The organism is Nocardia sp. CDC160 (assembly GCF_035818795.1).
Lineage (GTDB): Bacteria > Actinomycetota > Actinomycetes > Mycobacteriales > Mycobacteriaceae > Nocardia.
This window is the reverse complement of the sequence record NZ_JAYKYT010000002.1, coordinates 605,065-624,810: the sequence shown is the minus strand read 5'-3', so window position 1 is coordinate 624,810 and position 19,746 is coordinate 605,065. Positions and strand designations below refer to the sequence as shown.

The window sequence follows — 19,746 nt, the reverse complement described above, 5'->3', positions numbered from 1 at the left end:
TCCAGCCTTTGCGAGCGCGGAATGGGCGCTCAGGCAGTAAGGCTGTCAGGCTGTAAGACAGGTGAACCGTAATAGGCGTCACACCGGCTGTCAATGGCCGGGCGGCTCACGAGGGAAGGCGAGGGGAAACGCCGTGGCGAGCGTTTTGCGCGGCTCGAGCCGGGTCGCCCATACTGGTCGCGTGACTGTCGAAGAGGGACGTGTGCAGCGCATCGGCGCTACGGAAGCGGTCTTTCGTCGACTCAAGAGCCTGATCACCAGCGGTGAGTACGCGGTCGGCGACCGCATGCCCGGGGAGATCGCGCTGGCCAAGGAATTCGGGGTGAGCCGCCCCGTGGTGCGGGAGGCGCTACAGGCCTGCGCCATTCTCGGCCTCACCGAAACGCGTACCGGCCGAGGCACTTTCATCATCTCCACCGAGGAGAAGGCGCGGCTCACGTTCGCCGGTATCGCCGCCGCGGACCTCATCGAGGCCCGTCGCCTGGTGGAGATTCCGGCCGCGGGCTTCGCCGCCGAACGGCACACCCCCGAACAGCTCGAGCACCTGTTCACCCTCCTGGACACCCTCGCCGCGACCACCGACGCCCGCGAATGGGTCCGCTACGACGGCGAACTGCACACCGCCATCGCCGCCGCCAGCGGCAACAAAATGCTGACCTCCATGGTCGCCGACACCCGCCGCGCCCTCGACGTCCAATCGGAATTCCTCAACCTCACCCAGGACCGCCGAGCCGACTCCGACCGCGAACACGAGGCCATCGTCCGCGCCATCCAGGCCCGCTCCCCCGAGGAAGCCCGCCTCGCCATGACCGAACACCTGGAACGCGTAGCCGAAACCCTCGCCCGCATCGACGCCTGACCCGGATCGGCGGCCGACTCGGCGTCCGCGCCGAGGCCTCGACCTGGATCGGCAGTCGGCGTGGCGTGCCCGCCGAGGCCTTGGCCTGGATCGGCGTGGCGTGCCCGCTGAGACCCCTGGCCGGATCGTCGCTAGCGGGACATGTCGCATATCGCTGGAATCGGCGAGGGTGCTTGCCTTGGGGGCGGATTCGCGACAGCGTGGGGGGATGAGTGAGCTGCCCGAGGATTTGGAGGCGTTGCTGGCCGAGTATGGGCGGCATTTGCGGTTGGGGCGGAATCGGTCGGAGCACACGGTGCGGGCGTATGTGGGGGATGCGCGGGGGCTGTTGGAGCATCTGTTGAATCGGGCGGTGGATTCCGGTGTGGGGGAGGTGGATTTGGCGTTGTTGCGGTCGTGGTTGGCGGCGCAGTCGGCGGCGGGGGCGGCGCGCACGACCATGGCGCGGCGGGCGTCCTCGGCGCGGACCTTCACCGCGTGGCTGACCCATACCGGGCGGCTGGCGGTGGATCCGGGGCCGCGGCTGGGGTCGGCGCGGGCGCATCGGGTGTTGCCATCGGTGTTGGGGAAAGAGCAAGCACGCGCGGCCATGGAGGCGGCGGAATTGGGTGCGGCGCAACATGATCCGATGGCGCTGCGAGATCGGCTGATCGTGGAGATGCTGTACGCCACGGGGATTCGCGTGAGCGAGCTGTGCGGACTCGATATCGAGGACGTGGATCGGGAGCGGCGGCTGGTCCGGGTGCTCGGGAAAGGGAACAAGGAGCGGGCCGTGCCCTTCGGCGGGCCCGCCGAACAGGCTTTGGAGGCGTGGCTGCGGTACGGGCGGTCGGCGCTCGCGACACCCGAGTCGGGGCGGGCGCTGCTGCTGGGGCGAAAGGGGCGGAGGATCGATCCACGTCAAGCCAGAACCGTTGTGCACGAAGTGGTTTCCGCGATTCCCGGGGCACCGGATATCGGGCCGCACGGGTTCCGTCACACCGCCGCCACCCATCTGTTGGAGGGCGGCGCCGATCTGCGGGTGGTGCAGGAGATCTTGGGGCACGCGAGCATGGCGACCACGCAGCTGTACACGCACGTATCCATCGAGCGGCTGAAAAAGGTTCACGACCAAGCTCATCCGCGCGCCTGACGTAGAGGTCTCGACAATGCTCGTTCCCGAATCGGTCGAACTGCTTGCGGGTGCGGCCGATTCGCCGGTGCTGCTGCACATTCCGCATTCCGCCCGCGCGATTCCGGCCGAGGTGCGGGCCGACCTGCTGCTCGACGACCCGGAGCTGGAGCGGGAACTCGACGCGATCACCGATGCGCACACCACGCGGCTGGCCGAACTCGCCGCCGAGCTGGCGCCGGTACGTCCGTGGCGGTTCGTGAACCGGCTCTCGCGTCTGGTCGTCGACCCGGAGCGCTTTCCCGATGAGCGGGAGGAGATGAACGCGGTCGGCATGGGTGCGGTCTACACGGCCACCACGGATCGAAAGCCATTGCGCGCAAGGGATTTCGAACCGAACCCTTTGCTGGACCGCTACTTCCATCCCTATGCCCGCGCCATGACCAAGGCGGTCTGCGATCGGCTCGCGGCCGTCGACCGCGCCGTGATCATCGATTTGCACTCCTACCCGACCGAGCGCCTGCCCTACGAACTGCACGGCGACGGCCTGCGTCCGCCGATCTGCCTGGGGGTGGACGCCTTTCACACCCCGCCCGAATTGCTGACGCGCGCCGCGGGCGCGTTCGTGGAATTCGGCGGTGTCGGAGTCAACAGCCCGTTCGCGGGAACCTATGTGCCGCTCGACTTCTACGGCCGGGAGCCGAGGGTCGCCGCGCTGATGGTGGAAATCCGCCGCGACACCTACATGACCGAGCCCGGTGGCCCGCCCGGCTCGGGAATAGATCGGCTGGCGGCGGCGCTGGCATCGCTCATTACCGCGATCTCATGATCAACGAATTATCGAAAATGCTATCGACGACCTATCGGAGCTCGTGCTAGCGTCACTTAGGTAATCCTAATAGCGGAGGTTGTTCCTTGGCACGCACGCGTACGACCTTGGTGGTCCAGAACACGATTCGACTGTCCGATCACCTGATCCGGGTCCGCCTCGGCGGTCCCGGCTTCGCGACCTTCCAGCCCAACGAATTCACCGACGCCTACGTCAAACTCGTTTTTCCGGGACCCGACGGCGACACCGTCCGCACCTACACCGTGCGGGAGGTGGATCGGGCCGCCCAGGAAATCGCGATCGATTTCGTCTACCACGGGGACGAGGGCGTGGCCGGTCCCTGGGCCGCCGCGGCCGAACCGGGCGACACCATCGAGCTGATGGGTCCCGGCGGCGGTTATGCCCCGCGCCCCGACGCGGACTGGCATCTGCTGGCCGGTGACGAATCCGCCCTGCCCGCCATTGCCGCGGCTTGCGAGGCCCTGCCGGGCGATGCCGTGGGCCAGGTGTTCGTGGAGGTCGCCGGTCCGGCCGACGAGCTCAGCCTCCTCCATCCGGAAGGCGTGCAGCTCACCTGGATTCACCGCGGTGAGGCCGAGCCGGGTGAGCGCCTCGCCGCGGCCGTCAGGTCCGCACCGTGGCTCGACGGTCAGGTTCAGGTCTTCATTCACGGCGAAGCCCAGGCCGTCATGCACGACCTGCGCCCCTACATTCGCAAGGAACGCGGCATCCCCGCCGAATGGGCCGCCTCCATCTCCGGCTACTGGCGGCGCGGCCGCACCGAGGAAGGCTTCCGCCGCTGGAAGTCCGAGCTCGCCGAGCGCGAGAAGTCCGCTCCCGCAGGCGTTTGAGCGAATCGCCTGCGAAAAACACTCGACGCGAGAGGTTTGCCTCCGTACGGTCCCGACCATGACAGCCCAGAACACGCCCCTTCGCGAGCGATTGCGTGCCGCCCTCCCCACCGCCATGAAGGCCCGTGACCGCGCCGCCGTGGCGGCCCTGCGCTCCGCCCTGGCTGCCATCGACAACGCCGAAGCGGTAGACGGATCCGACGTCCGAGCCGGTGCCATCGAAACCAGCCCCGTCGGCCTCGGCACCGCCGAGGTAGCCCGTCGCCACCTCACCGAATCCGACATCACCGCCCTCGTCCGCACCGAAATCGACGACCGCCTCACCGCCGCAAAGGAATACGAATCCCGCCCGGGCGGAGCCGACCGCGCCGCCACCCTCCGCGCCGAAGCCGCCGCCCTGACCACCCACCTCGACCAGGCCTGACATCTCACCGGTCAACGGGTGACGATCGGCCCCGCGTCGGCGGCATCGGGTGCCCGGCGCTCACGGCCAGCGGTGGGAGCTCACCGACCGGCGCCGGTTCGGTTGTCGGCCGAAGTCCTTGGACGGAAGCCTTGGCTCCGTTCAGGTTTGTCGTTGACGGCCCAAGGGCGTGCGCGCCGACTCCTGGCCAAGGCAGGTTCCGGCCTCGCGCTGGCGACGGATCAACCGTCCCGCTCCGCTTCGGTAGCCGGACGGGGTGGGTGCGTTACTCGGGCGGGTGGATCAGCGGGGGCGGAGGGTGGCGATGTAGCGGTGGGCGAACCAGTGTTGGATGAGGCGGACCAGGGGTGCGCCTAGGCGGACGTACCAGGTGCCGGGGCGGGAGAAGGCGGCGATGACGCCGTGGACGGAGTCGTCGGTGGGGTCGTATTCGACGGCGAAGAGTTCTTCGCCGATTTCGGGGTGGCCGGGGAGGGTGCCGTAGGCGAAGCCGCGGCGGTTGGGCTCGTCGAGGACGTAGACGACTCGGCAGGGGGCGTTGATGCCGAGCGGGCCCAGGCCCAGGCGAACGGTGAGTTCGGTGCCGGGTTCGGCGGTGGGAGTGCTCGCCGAGTGGAAGATCCCGGTGCCGCGCTGGATGCGGTAGGCGCGGATCTGCTCGCCCGCCCGCTCGAAAAGGTCGCGGCCCGAACCGATGCGGCGGCGCACCTGAAAATGGTCGTAGCCCGGCGGGAATTCGCCCGCGGTCGCGCCGACCTCGGCGTAGGTGAAGGGGGCGGCGGCAGGCTGGGACATGACTTCATCCTTCCGGATACATCGGCTCGCGGGGTTGCCGAGTTGTTCGGGTCACGGCGTGATCGGAAGCGGGATAGCGGTCATCGGCCGAATGCCCGGTGTCCGAGCGGATATTCGGGCCAGCGGGACCATCCCGGAGGCATTCAGGCATCAGGGCCGTCCGCGATGAGGGGCTTCAGCCGGATCGGGGTGTGGTGGAGCAGGCCCAGCGGGTTCAGGTATTCGCGGTCGCGGCGGACACCCCAGTGCAGGCAGGGGGAGCAGGGCGGGTGGCCGGGTTGCAGGGTGCCGATGGGGGAGCCGCGAGTTACCCTGCGGCCCACCGGGATTGCGGCGGCAACCGGTTCGTAGGTGGTGCGCAGACCGCCCGGATGGTCGATGGAGACGACCGGCTTGTCCGCGACGGTCCCGGCGAAGACCACCACCCCGTCGCCCGCCGCGAGCACGGATTGCCCCTGACCGCCCGCCAGATCCACGCCGCGATGGCCCGGAAGCCAATCCTGCTCGGGCTTGTCGAATGCGCGCACGACGGCCGGTCGCGGCCGGAGCGGCCAGTCGAACTCGCCCGCGGGCGCGGCCGTAGCCGAAGCTGGCAGCACGATCGCCGCCAGCGCCGTCACGGCCATGGCCGCCCGTACGGCCGAAACCGGGGTGGCCCGCTCGCCCAAAACCCGACTGACCAGCCCGCCCATACTTGGTCCGCGCAGGGCCGTGGTGACCGGTCGCCCTGGACTCAGGCTGGGCAGTGCGGCCGGGGCCGATATGTCCCGGGGTGTGCCGACCGGTGCGACAGGGCCCGACATGGCCGGTGCCGGGCTGGCCGATGGGGCGGGGAACGGGATGGCCAGCGTGGCCTGGGCCGACATGTGCCGGGGTGCGCTGACCGGTGTGGCAGGGGCCGAGATGGCCGGTGCCGGGCGGGCTGATGGGGCGGCGAATGGGATGGTCGGTGTGGCCCGGGCCGGTGGGCCAAGGACTGTGGCGGCTTGTGAGGTCGGGGCCGGTTCCTCCGGGGGTGTGCGGGATGTGGGCGGGGGCATGGGATCAGCTTGCGCGGGTGAATGCGGCTGCGGGATACCGTGTTCGGCGAGTGTGGATGACACGACCGGTTGTGAACAACGCCAACGTCACTCGAGTTGGCCCGGAGGACCCAGCGATGAGCTCGACCGAAGACGAAGCAGCGCCGATCGATTATCGGTTCACGCTTGCCAATGAGCGGACGTTTTTGGCCTGGATGCGGACTGCGCTCGGGCTGCTGGCGGGTGGGGTGGCGGTGCATGAGTTGGTCAGGCCGTTTCGGCAGCATGGGCTGCGTAGTGCGGTGGCTATGAGTTGCATTGTGTTGGCGGCGATTATCGCGGTTGGCGCGTATGGGCGGTGGCGGCATGTGCAGGCGGCCATGGAGAGTGGGGGCCGGTTGCCGCGGACGGTGATGGTGCCGATTCTCGCGTTCGGTATTGCCGTTATCGCGGTGTTGGCCAGTTTCGGGCTGCTCATCTCGTGACGAGTCCGGAGGCAGGGCTGGCCGCCGAGCGGACCGCGTTGGCGTGGCGTCGCACCGCCATCGGGTGCATGGCCAATCTGCTGTTGTTCGTGCGGGTTGCGTTCACCAGGGAATTCCGGCCGGTCGTCATCCTCGCTGTTGTCGCCATGGTGGCCCTCGCCGTCGTCACGGTGATCTGCGTTCGCCGTAGCGCGGTGCTGCATTCGCATCGAAAAGGCAACTGGAGCAATGGAAAACGCTCCATTACCGCCTTCGCGGTCGCCATCGCCGCGGTGGTGGCGACGGCCCTGGTGATCTCGATCGCCTATTCGGTCTCGGCGACCTGACCCGGATTCGCGAGGGCGAAGTGGATCATCGGCCCGAGCACCCCGGGCACCGTCTCGAAGGGCCGCATTCCCAGCCGCTCCACGACCGCGAGGGAGGCGGTATTGCCCTCGTCGATCTCCGCGAGCACCCGCCCCACCCCGAGCACCTCGAACGCGTAGTCCACCACCGCCGCGGCCGCCTCACCCGCCAGTCCGCGCCCCCAGCACGCCGGATCCAGGCTGTAGACGACCTCCAACTCCGGCCCGTCATCGAGCCTGCGCAGCCCGGCCGTCCCGATGAGCGACCCGTCCCCGCCGATCTCCCGCACCGCCCAGAATCCGAAATTCGCGGTGGCGAAATCCTTTTCGGATTGTGTGATGAGTTCCACTATCCGCTCGTCCGACAATGTCTCCCCGTCGAACAGGAACTCGCGAACTTCAGGCTTGCGCCACAGCCTCGACAACTCGTCACGATCTCCCGCGTGCAGTGGCGATAGCAGCAGTCGCCCGGTTCGCAGCATCAGCCCACCATATGCCGCTGACCTGCGGTTCCGCATCCGCATTCGGCCCGCCCCCGGGGCCGATTTCGGTCTGCGGCCCCCGCTGCGTAAACTGGTCCAGCGGTTTGCGTGAACGCGAACCGACTTCGCGCGCCCACTGTGAGCGTCGTCGGCTGGTCCCCCTGAAACTTTTCTCGGAGGGTTCCGGCGGCCGTGGGCGCCAGGGCAGGAATCGCCGATTCCTGTGTCAACCAGCAACGAGAGGAAGTTACGGAGCCATGGCTGTCGTAACAATGAAGCAGCTGCTCGACAGCGGCGCGCACTTCGGTCACCAGACCCGCCGGTGGAACCCGAAGATGAAGCGGTTCATCTTCACCGACCGCAACGGCATCTACATCATCGATCTGCAGCAGACGCTGACCTACATCGACAAGGCCTACGAGTTCGTCAAGGAGACCGTTGCCCACGGCGGCACCGTCCTCTTCGTCGGCACCAAGAAGCAGGCCCAGGAGTCGATCGCTTCCGAGGCGACCCGCGTCGGCATGCCCTACGTGAACCAGCGCTGGCTGGGTGGCATGCTCACCAACTTCTCGACCGTCCACAAGCGGCTGCAGCGCCTGAAGGAGCTGGAGTCGATGGAGCAGACCGGCGGTTTCGAGGGTCGCACCAAGAAGGAAATCCTCATGCTGACGCGTGAGAAGAACAAGCTGGAGCGCACCCTGGGCGGCATTCGGGACATGGCCAAGGTCCCCTCGGCCATCTGGGTTGTCGACACCAACAAGGAGCACATCGCCGTCGGCGAGGCTCGCAAGCTGAACATCCCGGTCATCGCGATCCTGGACACCAACTGCGATCCCGACCTGGTCGACTACCCGATCCCGGGTAACGACGACGCCATCCGTTCGGCCGCGCTGCTGACCAAGGTCGTCGCTTCCGCCGTCGCCGAGGGCGTGCAGGCTCGTGCCTCGCGTGCCGCCGGTGACTCGAAGCCGGAGGCCGGTGCGGGCGAGCCGCTCGCCGAGTGGGAGCAGGAGCTGCTGGCGCAGGCTGCCCCGGCCGCCGAGCCGGAGACCGCTGCCGAGGCGGAGCTGAAGGAAGACCCGGCCACCAAGACCCCGGCCGACTTCTGATCCACCCGCCGCGAGGCATCTGTTCACCTTGCCGACCGTTCTCGGACGAAAACGGTCGGCAAGGTTGACCACCACAGACTTTCACTCACAAAGGGAGGCTCGCCCGAGATGGCGAACTACACCGCCGCCGATGTGAAGCGGCTCCGCGAGCTCACCGGCTCCGGCATGATGGACTGCAAGAAGGCGCTCGAGGAGAACGCGGGCGACTTCGACAAGGCCGTCGAGTTCCTGCGCATCAAGGGCGCCAAGGACGTTGGCAAGCGCGCCGAGCGCGCCACCGCCGAGGGCCTGGTCGCCGCGCAGGACGGCGTGCTGATCGAGATCAACTCCGAGACCGACTTCGTGGCCAAGAACCAGGAGTTCCAGGACGTCGCGAACGCGATCGTCGCGGCGGCCGCCAAGGCCCGCCCGGCCGACCTGGACGCCCTGAAGGCGGTCGAGGTCGACGGCAAGACCGCCGACCAGGTGCTGCAGGAGCTGGCCGCCAAGATCGGCGAGAAGCTCGAGCTGCGCCGCGTCGCCACCTTCGACGGCCAGACCACCGTCTACCTGCACAAGCGTGCCACCGACCTGCCGCCCGCCGTGGGTGTCCTGGTCGAGTACACCGGTGACAACGCCGAGGCCGCCCGCGCCGCCGGTATGCAGGTCGCGGCCCTCAAGGCCAAGTACCTGACCCGCGAGGACGTCCCGGCCGAGCTCGTCGCCAAGGAGCGCGAGATCGCCGAGGCCACCGCCCGCGAAGAGGGCAAGCCGGAGGCCGCGCTGCCGAAGATCGTCGAAGGCCGCGTCAACGGTTTCTACAAGGACGTCGTCCTCCTGGAGCAGGCTTCGGTCACCGACTCCAAGAAGACCGTCAAGGCCCAGCTGGACGAGGCCGGTGTCACCATCACCCGCTTCGCCCGCTTCGAGGTCGGCCAGGCGTAAGCGCCTGACATTCTCGAAAAGGCCCCTCGCCCATCGGATTCCGATGAGCGAGGGGCTTTACTTTTCCCTACCCGGGAGCGGTGCGAGTCGTCAGTGGACCCCGCCGCCGGGGACATAGCACCCGGCGACGCCTACCAACTGGCAGTTGCTGGAACCGGGACCCGACCCGGTCGTACCCGGCGGCAGGAGCGGGTTGGCGGACCCGGTGCCCAAGAACGGCGAGAGGAAGCCGAGGGACCCGGTGCCCAGCGGCAGCCCATCGCCGGTCGCGGCAACCGGGACGACATCGCCGGTGGCGGGATCGAACGGGGTGAGGGGTATGTCGGCCGCGGCCGGACCCGCGGCGGCGAGGGCGGCTGCCATGGCGACGGCGGCGAATCCGGTTCGGGCCGCCCGGTTCTTGATGTTCACGCGCCGAAGATATTTGAAATGCGGCTATTTGAAATAGGATTGCGGGCCCCTGATTTCTGGGGCAGCGTTTTCCTGGGGTCTCAGTCGAGCGGGCGGTTCTGGAGTGGCGTCAGTTGGTGGATGTCGTGTTTGAGGCGTAGCTCCGCGATGAGGTCGGGGGTGGCTTCGCCGGAGAGGAGCAGTTCGCTCAGTTCGGCGAGGTATTTCTCGTGGCCGGAGGGGGTGACCAGGAAAAGCATTTTGGCGGTGGAGGTTCCGGGGTTGTAGAAGGCGTGGGGGCAGCCCGCCGGGACGTACATGAAGCTGCCGGGGCCGCCGCGGTAGACGGTGGTGCCGTCCTCGGCTTCCCAGGTGAGCCAGTCGCCGACGGCCTTGGCCTGCGGATGGAAGGCGAGCAGGTTCAGCTCGCCCTCGATGACGTAGAAGATCTCCTCGGCGTGGCCGTGCCAGTGCGCGCCGACATCGAAACCCGGTGGGACCTCGGCTTCGAAGGCGGACCAGGCGTCGGATCGGTCCGCGCCCAGCTTCATGGTCATGCCGGGCTGGACCTGCTCGCCCACGCCGGGCGGAAGCAGTAGGCCGTCGGCGGCCAGGAGTCCATCGGTCATGGTGTGCTCCTCACAGTTGCCAGTCGGTGGCCCGCACCCAGGCCTCGAGGGTCATGAGTTCGGGGAGGTCGGCGCGCAGGGCGGCGGTGTCGACCGGGGGCTCGGGGTGGGAGTTGAAGTAGGCGAACATCTTTCCCACCTGCTCGTCGAAGGCGCGGATCTGCTCCACCGGGACCTGTACGGTGCGCGGGGTCAATCCGGCTGTGCGGGCGAGGGTTTCGGCGATCTGGATGGGTGTGGGGTTGTCTCCGGCGAGATCGACGGTGCGGCCCACGAATTTCTCCGGGTGCTCGAACATCACGGCGGCGAAGCGGCCGATGTCCTCGATGGCGATCAGCGGCATGGGCTGCTCGGGTGGCACCGCCAGCGCCAGCACCAGGTGGTCGCCGTCGCGGGTGGGCTTGCTGTAGGTGGCGAAGTTGTCCATGAACGACACCGGGCGCAGCATGGTCGCGGGCAGGCCGAGCGCGCGAATGTGGTTCTCGATGTGCTCTTTCGCGTCGTAGTACTCGATGCCCGAGCCCGCGCCGACCCCGCGCAGCGAGCTGTAGACGAGGTGCTCGATGCCGCTCTTGGCGGCCAGCTCCGCCACCGCCTTGCCGCGCCGCTCCTCGGCGGCGATGGCGTCGAGGCTGATGTGGACGCCGTCCATCATGGTCAGCATGAGGAAGACGCCGTACACGCCGTCCATGGCGGCGCGCAGCGAATCCTCGTCGTCGAGGTCGCCGACGCGCAGTTCCGCACCCGCCTCGTGCAGTCGGCGGGCCGCGGGCGCTTCCGGATCGCGGACGAAAGCCCGCACCGGCCAGCCCTTTTCGAGAAGGGCGCGGGCGGTCGCGCCGCCTTGCCGCCCGGTTGCTCCGATCACCAGTACCGGTCCGCGTGATGGGCTCATGTGCCGCTCCAGTCGTTTCGATCCACAATCGACCGTACGAACACAAGCGCGGACCTGTCCTGGTAGCGATACTGCTAGGCAGTTACGCCTCCAGGGGGACGCCGAAATGGTAAGCGGCAACGACGCTTCCGCCGCGAACGGCAGGTCCGGTTCGCCGCCGTCGCGGCATGCTCAACTTGGTGAATTCCTGCGTGCGCAGCGGGCTCGCCTGCAGCCTCGGGATGTGGGGTTGGTGCCCTACGGCGATCCCGCCCGTCGTCGCACGCCCGGGTTGCGCCGCGAGGAGGTCGCCGAACTGTCCGGCGTGGGCCTGACCTGGTACACCTGGCTCGAACAGGGCCGCGAGGTGGAGGCCAGCCGCCAGGTCATCGACGCCCTGGCCCGAACCCTGCGCCTGGACGCCGACCAGCACCGCCACCTGCGCTTCCTGGCCGGGCTGTCCGAACCCGAGGACCAGCACGCCACCGCCGACCGCGCCCGCCTGCAAAGACTCGTGGACGCCGTCATGCCCAATCCGGCCAGCGTCTACGACGAGGATTTCGACTACCTGGTGTGGAATCGAGCCTATGTGCGGGTCCGCGACAATCCCCTGGATCTGCCGCCGGGCCGTCGCAATCTGCTCTGGATGATGTTCACCGACAAGACGAATCGCATGCGCATGGCGCACTGGGAGGGCGCGGCGCTGGCGGTGCTGAGCCAATTGCGCGATGCGCTGGGCCGCCGCCCGAGCGATCCCCGGCTCACCGAGCTGGTGGCCGGATTGATCGCGGAGAGCCCGGAATTCCGCGCCTGGTGGTCGGAGTATCCGGTGCGCCGGTTTCGTCCGGCCACCATCGGGGTACGGCATCCGCGCGCGGGCCTGATCGAACTGGAGGTGTTCCAGGTGCGTCCGGTGGAGAATCCGTTCCTGCTCATGGTGGTGCAGGTTCCCGCCACGCCGGTCGCCGCCGAACGAATCGCGACGCTGCTGGCGGCGGAATGACGAGTCACCGTGGACGTCCCACAGAAATGTCACGAATCGGGAGCCGGTATCGAGGGTCGGCTCACCGTCGTGACCGTGCGTGAGGCAGGATAGATGAAGCTTTGTTGCCGTCCCGTGCAATTCGTCGGCCGGGATGGTCTTTTCATGTGCCTGCGCACGCGCGACCGCGAAGACAAGGAGACCGATGACGGACCCGGATACCGCCCCCGATCGCAAGGGCTATCGCCGAGTTCTCCTCAAGCTGGGTGGCGAGATGTTCGGCGGTGGCCGGGTGGGTCTCGATCCCGATGTGGTGCAGATGGTCGCGGAGCAGATCGCCGAGGTCGTCTCGGAGGGCGTCCAGGTGGCGGTCGTGATCGGCGGCGGCAACTTCTTCCGTGGCGCGGAACTCGAGGAGCGCGGCATGGAACGCGCCCGCTCCGACTACATGGGCATGCTCGGCACCGTCATGAATTCCCTTGCGCTGCAGGACTTCCTGCAGAAGCAGGGCATCGACACCCGGGTGCAGACCGCCATCACCATGGGTCAGGTCGCCGAACCGTACCTGCCGCTGCGCGCCAAGCGGCACCTGGAGAAGGGCCGCGTCGTGATCTTCGGCGCGGGCATGGGCATGCCCTACTTCTCGACCGACACCACCGCGGCCCAGCGCGCGCTGGAGATCGGCGCCGAGGTGGTGCTCATGGCCAAGGCCGTGGACGGCGTCTACACCGCGGACCCGCGCGAGGATCCGGACGCCACCATGTTCACCGAGATCACCCACAAGGAGGCGTTGGAGCGCGGCCTCAAGGTCGCCGACGCCACCGCTTTCAGTCTCTGTATGGACAACCAGATGCCGATGCTGGTGTTCAATTTGTTGACCAAGGGAAACATCGCCCGCGCTGTCGCCGGTGAGAAGATCGGCACCCTGGTCAGGTCGTGACCGTCGACAAGGACCCGGTCGTGACCGACGACAAGAACCATGACGCAGTGGAGGAAACGCCGTGATTGAAGAAGCGCTCTTCGACGCCGAGGAAAAGTTCGAGAAGGCCGTCTCGGTGGTGAAGGACGATCTCGGTTCCATTCGGACCGGTCGCGCGAATCCGGGCATGTTCTCCCGGATCGTGGTCGAGTACTACGGCTCGATGACCCCGATCACCCAGATCTCCTCGATCACCGTGCCCGAGCCGCGCATGGTGGTGATCAAGCCGTACGAGCAGGCGCAGATGCAGCCCATCGAGACCGCGATCCGCAATTCGGATCTCGGGGTGAACCCCACCAACAACGGCGACATCATTCGCGTCGCCATCCCGCAGCTCACCGAGGAGCGTCGCCGGGAGATGGTGAAGCAGGCCAAGTCCAAGGGCGAGGACGCCAAGGTCGCCATCCGCAATGTCCGCCGCAAGGCCATGGACGAGCTCAACCGCATCCAGAAGGACGGCGAGGCGGGCGAGGACGAGGTCAGCCGCGCGGAGAAGGAACTGCAGAAGACCACCGACAAGTACGTGGCACAGGTCGACGAGCTGGTGAAGCACAAGGAAAGCGAACTGCTCGAGGTCTAGTGCTCATTGTTGGAGTGCTGAGACGGCCGAGTTTCGGCCGGGGGTAGGGACGAACGGACGACAAGTTGAGCGACGGGACAATCGTGGCCGAAGAGATCGCCGCCACCGGCGAGAAGCCGGAGGAAGCCACCGTGCCGACCGCACCCGCGGCGGCCGCGGCCGGGTCGGGCACACATTCGGCCACGCCGGGCGGTGAGTCCGGCAATGGCATCGAGTCCGGAAATGGCATCGAGTCGGGCAGTGGCATCGAGTCGGGCCAGGGTGGCGAGGGCATCGAGTCGGGCCAGGGTGGCGAGCCCGGCGCGGCGGGGCAGCCGAGCGCGCCCAAGTCGAAGGCGGGACGCAATCTTCCGGCGGCGCTGGCGGTCGGATTCGGACTCGGGCTGTCCCTCATCGCGATTCTGCTGTGGGCGCCCAAGGTGCTCGTCGGCGTGATCGCGGTGGCGATCGCGGTGGCCACCTGGGAGGTGACCAAGCGGCTGCGCGAGGCCGATGTGCTGGTGCCGCGGATTCCGCTGCTGGTCGGCGGGCAGGCGGTGGTGTGGCTGGCCTGGCCGGTCGGTCCGCAGGGCGTGCTGGGCGCGTTCGGGGCGACGGCGCTGACGCTCATGGTGTGGCGTCTTTTCGACCACGGCCTGCGCGCGACGCCGCGAAACTACCTGCGCGACACCGCGATCTCGGTGTTCACACTGATCTGGATTCCGCTGCTGGCGGCGTTCGCGGTGCTCATGCTGTCGCAGGACAAGGGCAATCTGCGGGTGCTGACCTTCATGATCCTGGTGGTCTGCTCGGACGTCGGCGGGTATGTGGCCGGGGTGCTGTTCGGCAAGCATCCGATGGTGCCGCACATCAGCCCGAAGAAGTCCTGGGAGGGCTTCGGCGGCTCGCTGGTGTTCTGCGTGATCGGCGGGCTGCTCACGGTGACGCTGCTGCTGCAGGCGAATTCGATGATCGGCGTGCTGCTGGGCGTCGGCCTGGTGCTGGTGGCCACCAGCGGCGATCTGATCGAGTCGCAGATCAAGCGGGAGCTGGGCATCAAGGACATGGGCACGTTGCTGCCCGGCCACGGCGGCATCATGGATCGACTGGACTCCATGCTGCCGTCGGCCTTCGTCTCCTGGCTGGTATTGACCGCGTTGCTTTGAAAAGCAACGGGAAACCCGGGGGCTAAGCCCCCGGACCCCCTTAACGGGAAACCCGGGGGCCAAGCCCCCGGACCCCTTTAGCGGGAATCCCCGGGGGCCAAGCCCCCGGACCCCTTCGTGTTACTTCGCTTTCTTCGCGGCACGCCGCAGTTGCAGGATGCGGTAGCCGCCGATGAGGGCGGTGACCAGGGCACCCGCGATCACCGACAGCAGGACCAGGACGCCCAGGGGGAGATTCCAATCCCAGGCGAAGACGGTCACATTGACCTGTTCGAGGTTCTGGAGGATGAAGACCAGCAGCGCGATGCCGATCAAGGCCGCGATGACCAGGCCGATCCACGCATAACCGGCGCGGGTCTTGAGTGCGCCCTTGTGCTTCGAACTTCCCTTGCTCGGGGTCGGATCCGCCCCGGCGTCTGGCACGGCGGTTGTCATAGCAAGATCGTATGTGACGAGCGCAGCGCACCCGCGCGGGCCCGAACCCGCGTTTCGGCGCGGGTCCCGGATCGTCCGGCGTGGGCCTCGGATCCCGGCTATGACACCGAGCATCCGGGCGCCAGCGGTTCGCCCGCGAAACGGTCGGCCAGGAAGGCCATGCCCCCGGGCGCCTCCACGAGCGCGGTGGTCTTGTGTCCGGCCGCACCCGAACGATGGGCGATCACCGTCGATTTCGGGCCGCAGTAGCGCTGCGTCAGCGTGTCGAACCCGGCGATGGGAATGGTCTCGTCGGTGGTGCTGTGGTACAGGTACAGCGGCATATCGGGAGTGTCGTCGCCCAGCTCCTGCTGTCGCGCCGCCGCGGCGAACGCCGACTGCGACAGCAGCTCGGGCGTTTTCGAGTACTCGTCGAGGTGGACGTCGGAGTACCGGGTCAGCAGGTCCAGTCCGCAAGAGCCCGCCGCCTCGGACAGTGCGGCCCGGCCGCGGTCGTTCAGCAGGCCCGCCAGCTCGGAGCCCGGCGCGTTGCGAATCAGGGCCAGGACGATCAGCATGCTCAACCCCGCCTGCGCTCCGCCGTCCGCGTTGCGGGCCATGGTCGCGAGATCGGTCGGAATTCCGCCCGCGGTGACACCGGCGATGGGGAGTTCCGGCGCGTAGGTGCGGCGCAACTGGGCCGCCCACAGGGTGGCGAACGCGCCACCGGAATAGCCCCACGCACCGATCGGGCTCGCCGCGCTCAGACCGGCGGGCGCGAAGGTGCGGGCGGCGCGGATGCCATCCAGGACGGCGCGGCCGGAATTCGCGCCGTCGAGGAATCGCGACTCCGGACCCTGGTAGTCGGGCACGACCACGGCCCATCCGCGCCGCAACGCGTCGACGATGAACGGCGTCTCGATCGCGGTGCTCGAGACCGCCGAATCCCGACCGCCGTGCAGCGCGAACGACGGGGCGCAGCGGGTGCCCAGACTGTCCTCGGCGACCTGATACGACAGCAACGGTCGAGCGCCGGGACCGGGCCAGGGTGATGCGGACACCATGACCGTGGCGACGGCGGCGACCGGTCGCCCCTCGGGGCCGGTGGTCCGGTATTGCAGGTGCCAGGTCGAAACCCGGATCGGCAGACCGAAGATCGAGATCTCGCGGTGGTTCAGCAGCGAACCCGGCGCGTGCTCGGCGATATCGGAGGGCGCCGAATAGAACGGGTCGTCGTCGGGCGCGACGGGTTCGGGCCGCGCGGGCGAGACGCTCACACCGAGGGCGATCAGCAGCGCGGTGCCGCCCAGGAAAACGCCGATTCGTCGGATGTCGGGCACGGATCGCAACCCTATGTCAGCGGTACCGATCCGGCCGGTAGCGAATCCGGACAATGTCGGTACGTACACTGGTCGGGTTATGACTACCCCCTTGCCCCTCGTTTTCGATGCCCCGCGTCGCGGTATGCCGCCGCGGCATCTCGCCGACCTCGATTCGCAGGAGCGCAAGGCGGTGGTGGAGGAGCTCGGGCTGCCCAAGTTCCGCGCCGATCAGATCGCGCGGCAGTACTACGGTCGGCTGGTCGCCGATCCGGAGCAGATGACCGATCTGCCGGAGGCCATGCGCGCCAAGGTCGCCGAGGCGCTGTTTCCGCGGCTGCTCACCGAGATTCGCCACATCGAGTGCGATGACGGCACCACCCGCAAGTCGCTGTGGAAGGCCAACGACGGCACCCTGCTCGAGTCGGTCCTCATGCGCTATCCGGACCGCAATACGCTGTGCATCTCCTCGCAGGCCGGATGCGGCATGGCGTGCCCGTTCTGCGCCACCGGCCAGGGCGGCCTCGACCGCAACCTGTCCACCGCCGAGATCGTCGACCAGGTCCGCGCCGCCGCGGCCGCCCTGCGGGACGGCGAGGTCGCGGGCGGTCCCGGCCGCCTGTCCAATATCGTCTTCATGGGCATGGGTGAGCCGCTCGCCAACTACAAGCGCGTGGTGAACGCGGTCCGCCGCATCACCTCTCCCGCGCCGGACGGTTTCGGCATCTCCCAGCGCTCGGTGACGGTCTCCACCGTCGGCCTGGCCCCCGCCATTCGCAAGCTGGCCGACGAGAACATGTCGGTGAGACTGGCTGTCTCCCTGCACACCCCGGACGACGAGCTGCGAGACACATTGGTACCGGTCAACAATCGCTGGCCCGTCGCCGAAGTCCTCGACGCCGCAAGGTATTACGCCGACAAGTCCGGCCGCCGCGTCTCGATCGAGTACGCGTTGATCCGCGACATCAACGATCAGCCTTGGCGAGCCGACATGCTCGGCAAGAAGCTCCACAAGGCCCTGGGCCCCCTGGTCCACGTCAACCTCATCCCCTTGAACCCCACCCCGGGCAGCAAGTGGGACGCCAGCCCCAAGCCCGTCCAAGACGAATTCGTCCGCCGAGTCCAGGCCCAGGGCGTCACCTGCACCGTCCGCGACACCCGCGGCCAGGAGATCGCGGCCGCCTGCGGCCAGCTCGCCGCGGAGGGTTAGGTTTCGCGGTCGGCTACGACCATTGCCCAGGCTGAACGACGTCCGTCCAGTGCGTCGGCCAGGTGGCGAGAGCGACGATCGCCATGATGGCCAGGTGCACCGGTGCCGCGAAACTTTCCTTGGGGCCGTGGTGATTGATGATGTGCGTGACCACGGCGCCGGTCAGCACGAGTATCAGCACCACGGCGCCAAGGAATCGCGCCTCGTGGAACGGGATCACCAGCAGCAGCGCGCAAGCGCCCTCGATCCCGCCGACGACGAACCGGAACCAGCTGGGCCAACCCCAGTCCGCGAATTTGATCGAGTACGCGGGCCCGAAAAACGTTGGCCCGGGCCAAAACTTGGTCACCGCCCCCATCGTGAACTCGAGGGCGAGGAACCAGAGGAAACCGGTCGCGACCCATCCGGGCCAGGTGTGCGCAATAGTCATACCGCCATGACCACTCACACGGCCGAAATGTGACAGGCGACGGGTTCCCTCGTGATTCGTGCCGCCCTCAGGCGGTCGGCACGGGTGCCCGGACCGAGGTGTGATCGTCGGTGGGGCGCAGGCGGCGCAGTGCGGGAATGTCGAGCATGCGGTCGGCGGGGCGCAGGGCCCAGGAGGCTATCGCGCACAGGACGAAGGTGCCGGTGTAGATCAGGTGGCTCACCGCCGAGTGCGAGGCGAGGTGGGAGGCGAAGGCGCCGGTCAGTTCGAAAAACGTTCCGGCATAGGCCCATTCCTTCACCAGCGGGAATTTGGGCGCCAGGATGGCCAGTGCGCCCAGGATCTTCCAGAAGCCGAGGATCGTGAGCACGTAGGTGGGGTAGCCGAGGGCGACCATGCCGCCCTCGGTGCCGTCACGGTGTATCAGGTCGGCGCCGCCGCCGGATATCCATACGAAGCCGAGCACCACGGTGGTGGTCCAGTAGCCGATCCAGCGGGCCTTGTTCATCCGCATGATGGTTCTCCCTGCGTCGTCGGCGGGACCGGGATGGCCCCGCCGTCATCTCCATGACCGGCGTGGCGGCCGGGATGTGACGCGGTGGCGGGATCACGGCTGCGGCTGCAGCTCCATCAGGTCGATCGTCTCCGGGTCGGCGAGCAGGTCGATGGCCACGATGCGGCCGTCGGACACCGTGAAATCGAAGACCACCCGCGGCGCACCGCCGACCGCCCAGACCAGTCCGGCGCGACCGTCGACGAGCGCGAGTGTGGCGGCTTGGGCTCGGCCGGAGAAGGTTTCGGCGACGGCGCGCGCGCCGAAAGCGTTCGTGGCTCCGGTGGCCAGCGCGGCGCCGTCGACCCGCAGCACCGCCTCGGGATCGAGCAGGGTGAGCAATGCCGCGAAATCGCCGCCGCGCGAGGCGGCCAGGAATGCCTCCACCACCTCACGCTGGCGATCGCGATCGGCGACCGCGCGTGCGCCCTGCACCCTGCGGCGCGCACGGCTGGCCAATTGCCTTGCCGTAGTGGAGGTTTTGCCGAGGATCGGGGCGATCTCGGCGAACGGGACGGCGAAGACATCGTGCAGTACGAAGGAGAGCCGCTCCGGCGGCGAGAGCTCGTCCAGCACCACGAGCAGCGCTCGCCCGATCGAATCAGCGAGCATCACTTCATGTTCCGGGCCAACGGCCAGCTCTTCGTATTCGTGGTCGTCCAGTGGCTCCTCGCGGCGGGTCCGGCGCGACTGGAGCATTGTCAGGCAGACCCGCGCCACCACCGTGGTCAACCAGCCACCCAGGTTCTCGATCTCCTCGGTATCCGCGCGACTCAACCGCAGCCACGTTTCCTGCAGCGCGTCGTCCGCCTCGCTGCCGGAGCCGAGTATCCGGTAGGCCACCGCGAGCAGGTGTGTCCGGTACTCCTCGAAGCGCTGCGCGAGAACAATCTCGTCCACTTGTCACACTCTTCCGATTTCGCCCGTCAGATAGATGAACCAGAGCGAACAACCGGAACGGCACTGCGAACCAAGGAGCGAATCATGACCGCAGGACTGGGGACAATCG

General features: G+C 68.0%; 25 protein-coding genes. 14 read left to right on the top strand and 11 right to left on the bottom strand.

All coding sequences use genetic code 11. The features are described 5' to 3' along the window. Positions 1–181: 181 nt before the first annotated feature. The 5 genes from VMT40_RS10305 to VMT40_RS10285 all read left to right on the top strand — a co-directional run bounded on the left by VMT40_RS10305 (position 182) and on the right by VMT40_RS10285 (position 4,074). Positions 182–859, top strand: coding sequence for a FadR/GntR family transcriptional regulator (locus VMT40_RS10305; RefSeq protein ID WP_326357757.1), 678 nt, complete (start codon positions 182–184; stop codon positions 857–859). Positions 860–1,067: 208 nt separating this feature from the next. After that, entirely contained in the window at positions 1,068–1,991 is a 924-nt protein-coding gene (locus tag VMT40_RS10300) for a tyrosine recombinase XerC (protein ID WP_326357756.1), read from the top strand. Positions 1,992–2,007: 16 nt separating this feature from the next. Further along, the gene (locus tag VMT40_RS10295) at positions 2,008–2,799 is read left to right on the top strand and encodes an N-formylglutamate amidohydrolase (RefSeq protein WP_326357755.1); all 792 of its coding nucleotides are present in this window, start codon (positions 2,008–2,010) and stop codon (positions 2,797–2,799) included. Between the two features lie 86 nt (positions 2,800–2,885). Then, positions 2,886–3,650 (top strand): siderophore-interacting protein, encoded by a 765-nt coding sequence (locus VMT40_RS10290; protein ID WP_326357754.1) that lies wholly within the window; start codon positions 2,886–2,888, stop codon positions 3,648–3,650. A gap of 58 nt (positions 3,651–3,708) precedes the next feature. After that, positions 3,709–4,074, top strand: coding sequence for a hypothetical protein (locus VMT40_RS10285; protein WP_326357753.1), 366 nt, complete (start codon positions 3,709–3,711; stop codon positions 4,072–4,074). A gap of 282 nt (positions 4,075–4,356) precedes the next feature. On the opposite strand, the gene VMT40_RS10280 is transcribed toward VMT40_RS10285, so the two are convergent. Together VMT40_RS10280 and VMT40_RS10275 are read right to left on the bottom strand one after the other, a co-directional pair. Beyond that, entirely contained in the window at positions 4,357–4,869 is a 513-nt protein-coding gene (locus VMT40_RS10280; protein ID WP_326357752.1) for a DUF1990 family protein, read from the bottom strand. Positions 4,870–5,012: 143 nt separating this feature from the next. After that, complete coding sequence (locus VMT40_RS10275) at positions 5,013–5,495, bottom strand: M23 family metallopeptidase (RefSeq protein WP_326358564.1); 483 nt, start codon at positions 5,493–5,495, stop codon at positions 5,013–5,015. A 530-nt stretch (positions 5,496–6,025) separates the two neighbouring features. On the opposite strand from VMT40_RS10275, the gene VMT40_RS10270 reads away from it, so the two are divergent. Beyond that, on the top strand, positions 6,026–6,373 hold the full coding sequence (locus VMT40_RS10270; RefSeq protein WP_326357751.1) for a YidH family protein: 348 nt from the start codon (positions 6,026–6,028) through the stop codon (positions 6,371–6,373). Beyond that, a complete protein-coding gene (locus VMT40_RS10265) occupies positions 6,370–6,699 on the top strand; it encodes a DUF202 domain-containing protein (RefSeq protein WP_326357750.1) in 330 nt (109 codons plus the stop codon). The genes VMT40_RS10270 and VMT40_RS10265 overlap by 4 nt, the downstream gene beginning before the upstream one ends. Here the strand turns inward: VMT40_RS10265 and VMT40_RS10260 are convergent. Further along, positions 6,678–7,199 (bottom strand): GNAT family N-acetyltransferase, encoded by a 522-nt coding sequence (locus tag VMT40_RS10260; RefSeq protein WP_326357749.1) that lies wholly within the window; start codon positions 7,197–7,199, stop codon positions 6,678–6,680. The two genes, VMT40_RS10265 and VMT40_RS10260, sit on opposite strands and share 22 nt — an antisense overlap. 257 nt (positions 7,200–7,456) lie before the next feature. On the opposite strand from VMT40_RS10260, the gene rpsB reads away from it, so the two are divergent. Beyond that, a complete protein-coding gene (rpsB, locus tag VMT40_RS10255; protein ID WP_326357748.1) occupies positions 7,457–8,308 on the top strand; it encodes a 30S ribosomal protein S2 in 852 nt (283 codons plus the stop codon). 108 nt (positions 8,309–8,416) lie between these two features. Then, a complete protein-coding gene (gene tsf, locus VMT40_RS10250; protein ID WP_326308869.1) occupies positions 8,417–9,232 on the top strand; it encodes a translation elongation factor Ts in 816 nt (271 codons plus the stop codon). Positions 9,233–9,322: 90 nt separating this feature from the next. Here the strand turns inward: tsf and VMT40_RS10245 are convergent, their stop codons facing one another. The 3 genes from VMT40_RS10245 to VMT40_RS10235 all read right to left on the bottom strand — a co-directional run bounded on the left by VMT40_RS10245 (position 9,323) and on the right by VMT40_RS10235 (position 11,146). Further along, positions 9,323–9,643 (bottom strand): hypothetical protein, encoded by a 321-nt coding sequence (locus VMT40_RS10245; RefSeq protein ID WP_326357747.1) that lies wholly within the window; start codon positions 9,641–9,643, stop codon positions 9,323–9,325. 80 nt (positions 9,644–9,723) lie between these two features. Next, complete coding sequence (locus VMT40_RS10240) at positions 9,724–10,251, bottom strand: cupin domain-containing protein (protein WP_326357746.1); 528 nt, start codon at positions 10,249–10,251, stop codon at positions 9,724–9,726. Positions 10,252–10,261: 10 nt separating this feature from the next. Continuing rightward, positions 10,262–11,146, bottom strand: a complete 885-nt coding sequence (locus VMT40_RS10235; protein WP_326357745.1) for an NmrA/HSCARG family protein — start codon at positions 11,144–11,146, stop codon at positions 10,262–10,264. 106 nt (positions 11,147–11,252) lie between these two features. Here VMT40_RS10235 and VMT40_RS10230 point away from each other — a divergent pair, with 106 nt between their 5' ends. From VMT40_RS10230 to VMT40_RS10215, 4 genes are all read left to right on the top strand, one after another. Then, positions 11,253–12,128, top strand: a complete 876-nt coding sequence (locus tag VMT40_RS10230) for a helix-turn-helix transcriptional regulator (RefSeq protein ID WP_326357744.1) — start codon at positions 11,253–11,255, stop codon at positions 12,126–12,128. A gap of 184 nt (positions 12,129–12,312) precedes the next feature. Continuing rightward, positions 12,313–13,047: a UMP kinase gene (gene pyrH, locus VMT40_RS10225; RefSeq protein ID WP_326308864.1), complete on the top strand. Its 735-nt coding sequence runs from the start codon at positions 12,313–12,315 to the stop codon at positions 13,045–13,047. A 61-nt stretch (positions 13,048–13,108) separates the two neighbouring features. Further along, a complete protein-coding gene (gene frr / locus VMT40_RS10220) occupies positions 13,109–13,666 on the top strand; it encodes a ribosome recycling factor (protein WP_326308863.1) in 558 nt (185 codons plus the stop codon). Positions 13,667–13,938: 272 nt separating this feature from the next. Then, positions 13,939–14,811: a phosphatidate cytidylyltransferase gene (locus VMT40_RS10215; protein ID WP_326358562.1), complete on the top strand. Its 873-nt coding sequence runs from the start codon at positions 13,939–13,941 to the stop codon at positions 14,809–14,811. A 120-nt stretch (positions 14,812–14,931) separates the two neighbouring features. Here the strand turns inward: VMT40_RS10215 and VMT40_RS10210 are convergent, their stop codons facing one another. Together VMT40_RS10210 and VMT40_RS10205 are read right to left on the bottom strand one after the other, a co-directional pair. Continuing rightward, positions 14,932–15,246, bottom strand: a complete 315-nt coding sequence (locus tag VMT40_RS10210; protein ID WP_326357743.1) for a LapA family protein — start codon at positions 15,244–15,246, stop codon at positions 14,932–14,934. 98 nt (positions 15,247–15,344) lie between these two features. Beyond that, positions 15,345–16,565, bottom strand: coding sequence for a lipase family protein (locus VMT40_RS10205; protein ID WP_326357742.1), 1,221 nt, complete (start codon positions 16,563–16,565; stop codon positions 15,345–15,347). 79 nt (positions 16,566–16,644) lie between these two features. Here VMT40_RS10205 and rlmN point away from each other — a divergent pair, with 79 nt between their 5' ends. Then, a complete protein-coding gene (rlmN, locus tag VMT40_RS10200) occupies positions 16,645–17,754 on the top strand; it encodes a 23S rRNA (adenine(2503)-C(2))-methyltransferase RlmN (protein WP_326357741.1) in 1,110 nt (369 codons plus the stop codon). A gap of 13 nt (positions 17,755–17,767) precedes the next feature. Here rlmN and VMT40_RS10195 read toward each other — a convergent pair whose 3' ends face one another. From VMT40_RS10195 to VMT40_RS10185, 3 genes are all read right to left on the bottom strand, one after another. Then, entirely contained in the window at positions 17,768–18,202 is a 435-nt protein-coding gene (locus VMT40_RS10195; RefSeq protein WP_326357740.1) for a DoxX family protein, read from the bottom strand. A 49-nt stretch (positions 18,203–18,251) separates the two neighbouring features. Next, the gene (locus VMT40_RS10190; RefSeq protein ID WP_326357739.1) at positions 18,252–18,698 is read right to left on the bottom strand and encodes a DoxX family protein; all 447 of its coding nucleotides are present in this window, start codon (positions 18,696–18,698) and stop codon (positions 18,252–18,254) included. 93 nt (positions 18,699–18,791) lie between these two features. Next, positions 18,792–19,637 (bottom strand): sigma-70 family RNA polymerase sigma factor, encoded by an 846-nt coding sequence (locus VMT40_RS10185; protein WP_326357738.1) that lies wholly within the window; start codon positions 19,635–19,637, stop codon positions 18,792–18,794. Positions 19,638–19,746: the final 109 nt, after the last annotated feature.

What these genes read in the sequence shown, in the direction of transcription:
- VMT40_RS10300 (WP_326357756.1), top strand. Translation starts at nt 1,068, where the DNA reads ATGAGTGAGCTGCCCGAGGATTTGGAGGCGTTGCTGGCCGAGTATGGG.
- VMT40_RS10295 (WP_326357755.1), top strand. Translation starts at nt 2,008, where the DNA reads ATGCTCGTTCCCGAATCGGTCGAACTGCTTGCGGGTGCGGCCGATTCG.
- VMT40_RS10285 (WP_326357753.1), top strand. Translation starts at nt 3,709, where the DNA reads ATGACAGCCCAGAACACGCCCCTTCGCGAGCGATTGCGTGCCGCCCTC.
- VMT40_RS10280 (WP_326357752.1), bottom strand. Translation starts at nt 4,869, where the DNA reads ATGTCCCAGCCTGCCGCCGCCCCCTTCACCTACGCCGAGGTCGGCGCG.
- VMT40_RS10275 (WP_326358564.1), bottom strand. Translation starts at nt 5,495, where the DNA reads ATGGCCGTGACGGCGCTGGCGGCGATCGTGCTGCCAGCTTCGGCTACG.
- VMT40_RS10270 (WP_326357751.1), top strand. Translation starts at nt 6,026, where the DNA reads ATGAGCTCGACCGAAGACGAAGCAGCGCCGATCGATTATCGGTTCACG.
- VMT40_RS10260 (WP_326357749.1), bottom strand. Translation starts at nt 7,199, where the DNA reads ATGCTGCGAACCGGGCGACTGCTGCTATCGCCACTGCACGCGGGAGAT.
- rpsB (WP_326357748.1), top strand. Translation starts at nt 7,457, where the DNA reads ATGGCTGTCGTAACAATGAAGCAGCTGCTCGACAGCGGCGCGCACTTC.
- tsf (WP_326308869.1), top strand. Translation starts at nt 8,417, where the DNA reads ATGGCGAACTACACCGCCGCCGATGTGAAGCGGCTCCGCGAGCTCACC.
- VMT40_RS10240 (WP_326357746.1), bottom strand. Translation starts at nt 10,251, where the DNA reads ATGACCGATGGACTCCTGGCCGCCGACGGCCTACTGCTTCCGCCCGGC.
- VMT40_RS10235 (WP_326357745.1), bottom strand. Translation starts at nt 11,146, where the DNA reads ATGAGCCCATCACGCGGACCGGTACTGGTGATCGGAGCAACCGGGCGG.
- VMT40_RS10230 (WP_326357744.1), top strand. Translation starts at nt 11,253, where the DNA reads ATGGTAAGCGGCAACGACGCTTCCGCCGCGAACGGCAGGTCCGGTTCG.
- pyrH (WP_326308864.1), top strand. Translation starts at nt 12,313, where the DNA reads ATGACGGACCCGGATACCGCCCCCGATCGCAAGGGCTATCGCCGAGTT.
- VMT40_RS10210 (WP_326357743.1), bottom strand. Translation starts at nt 15,246, where the DNA reads ATGACAACCGCCGTGCCAGACGCCGGGGCGGATCCGACCCCGAGCAAG.
- rlmN (WP_326357741.1), top strand. Translation starts at nt 16,645, where the DNA reads ATGACTACCCCCTTGCCCCTCGTTTTCGATGCCCCGCGTCGCGGTATG.
- VMT40_RS10190 (WP_326357739.1), bottom strand. Translation starts at nt 18,698, where the DNA reads ATGCGGATGAACAAGGCCCGCTGGATCGGCTACTGGACCACCACCGTG.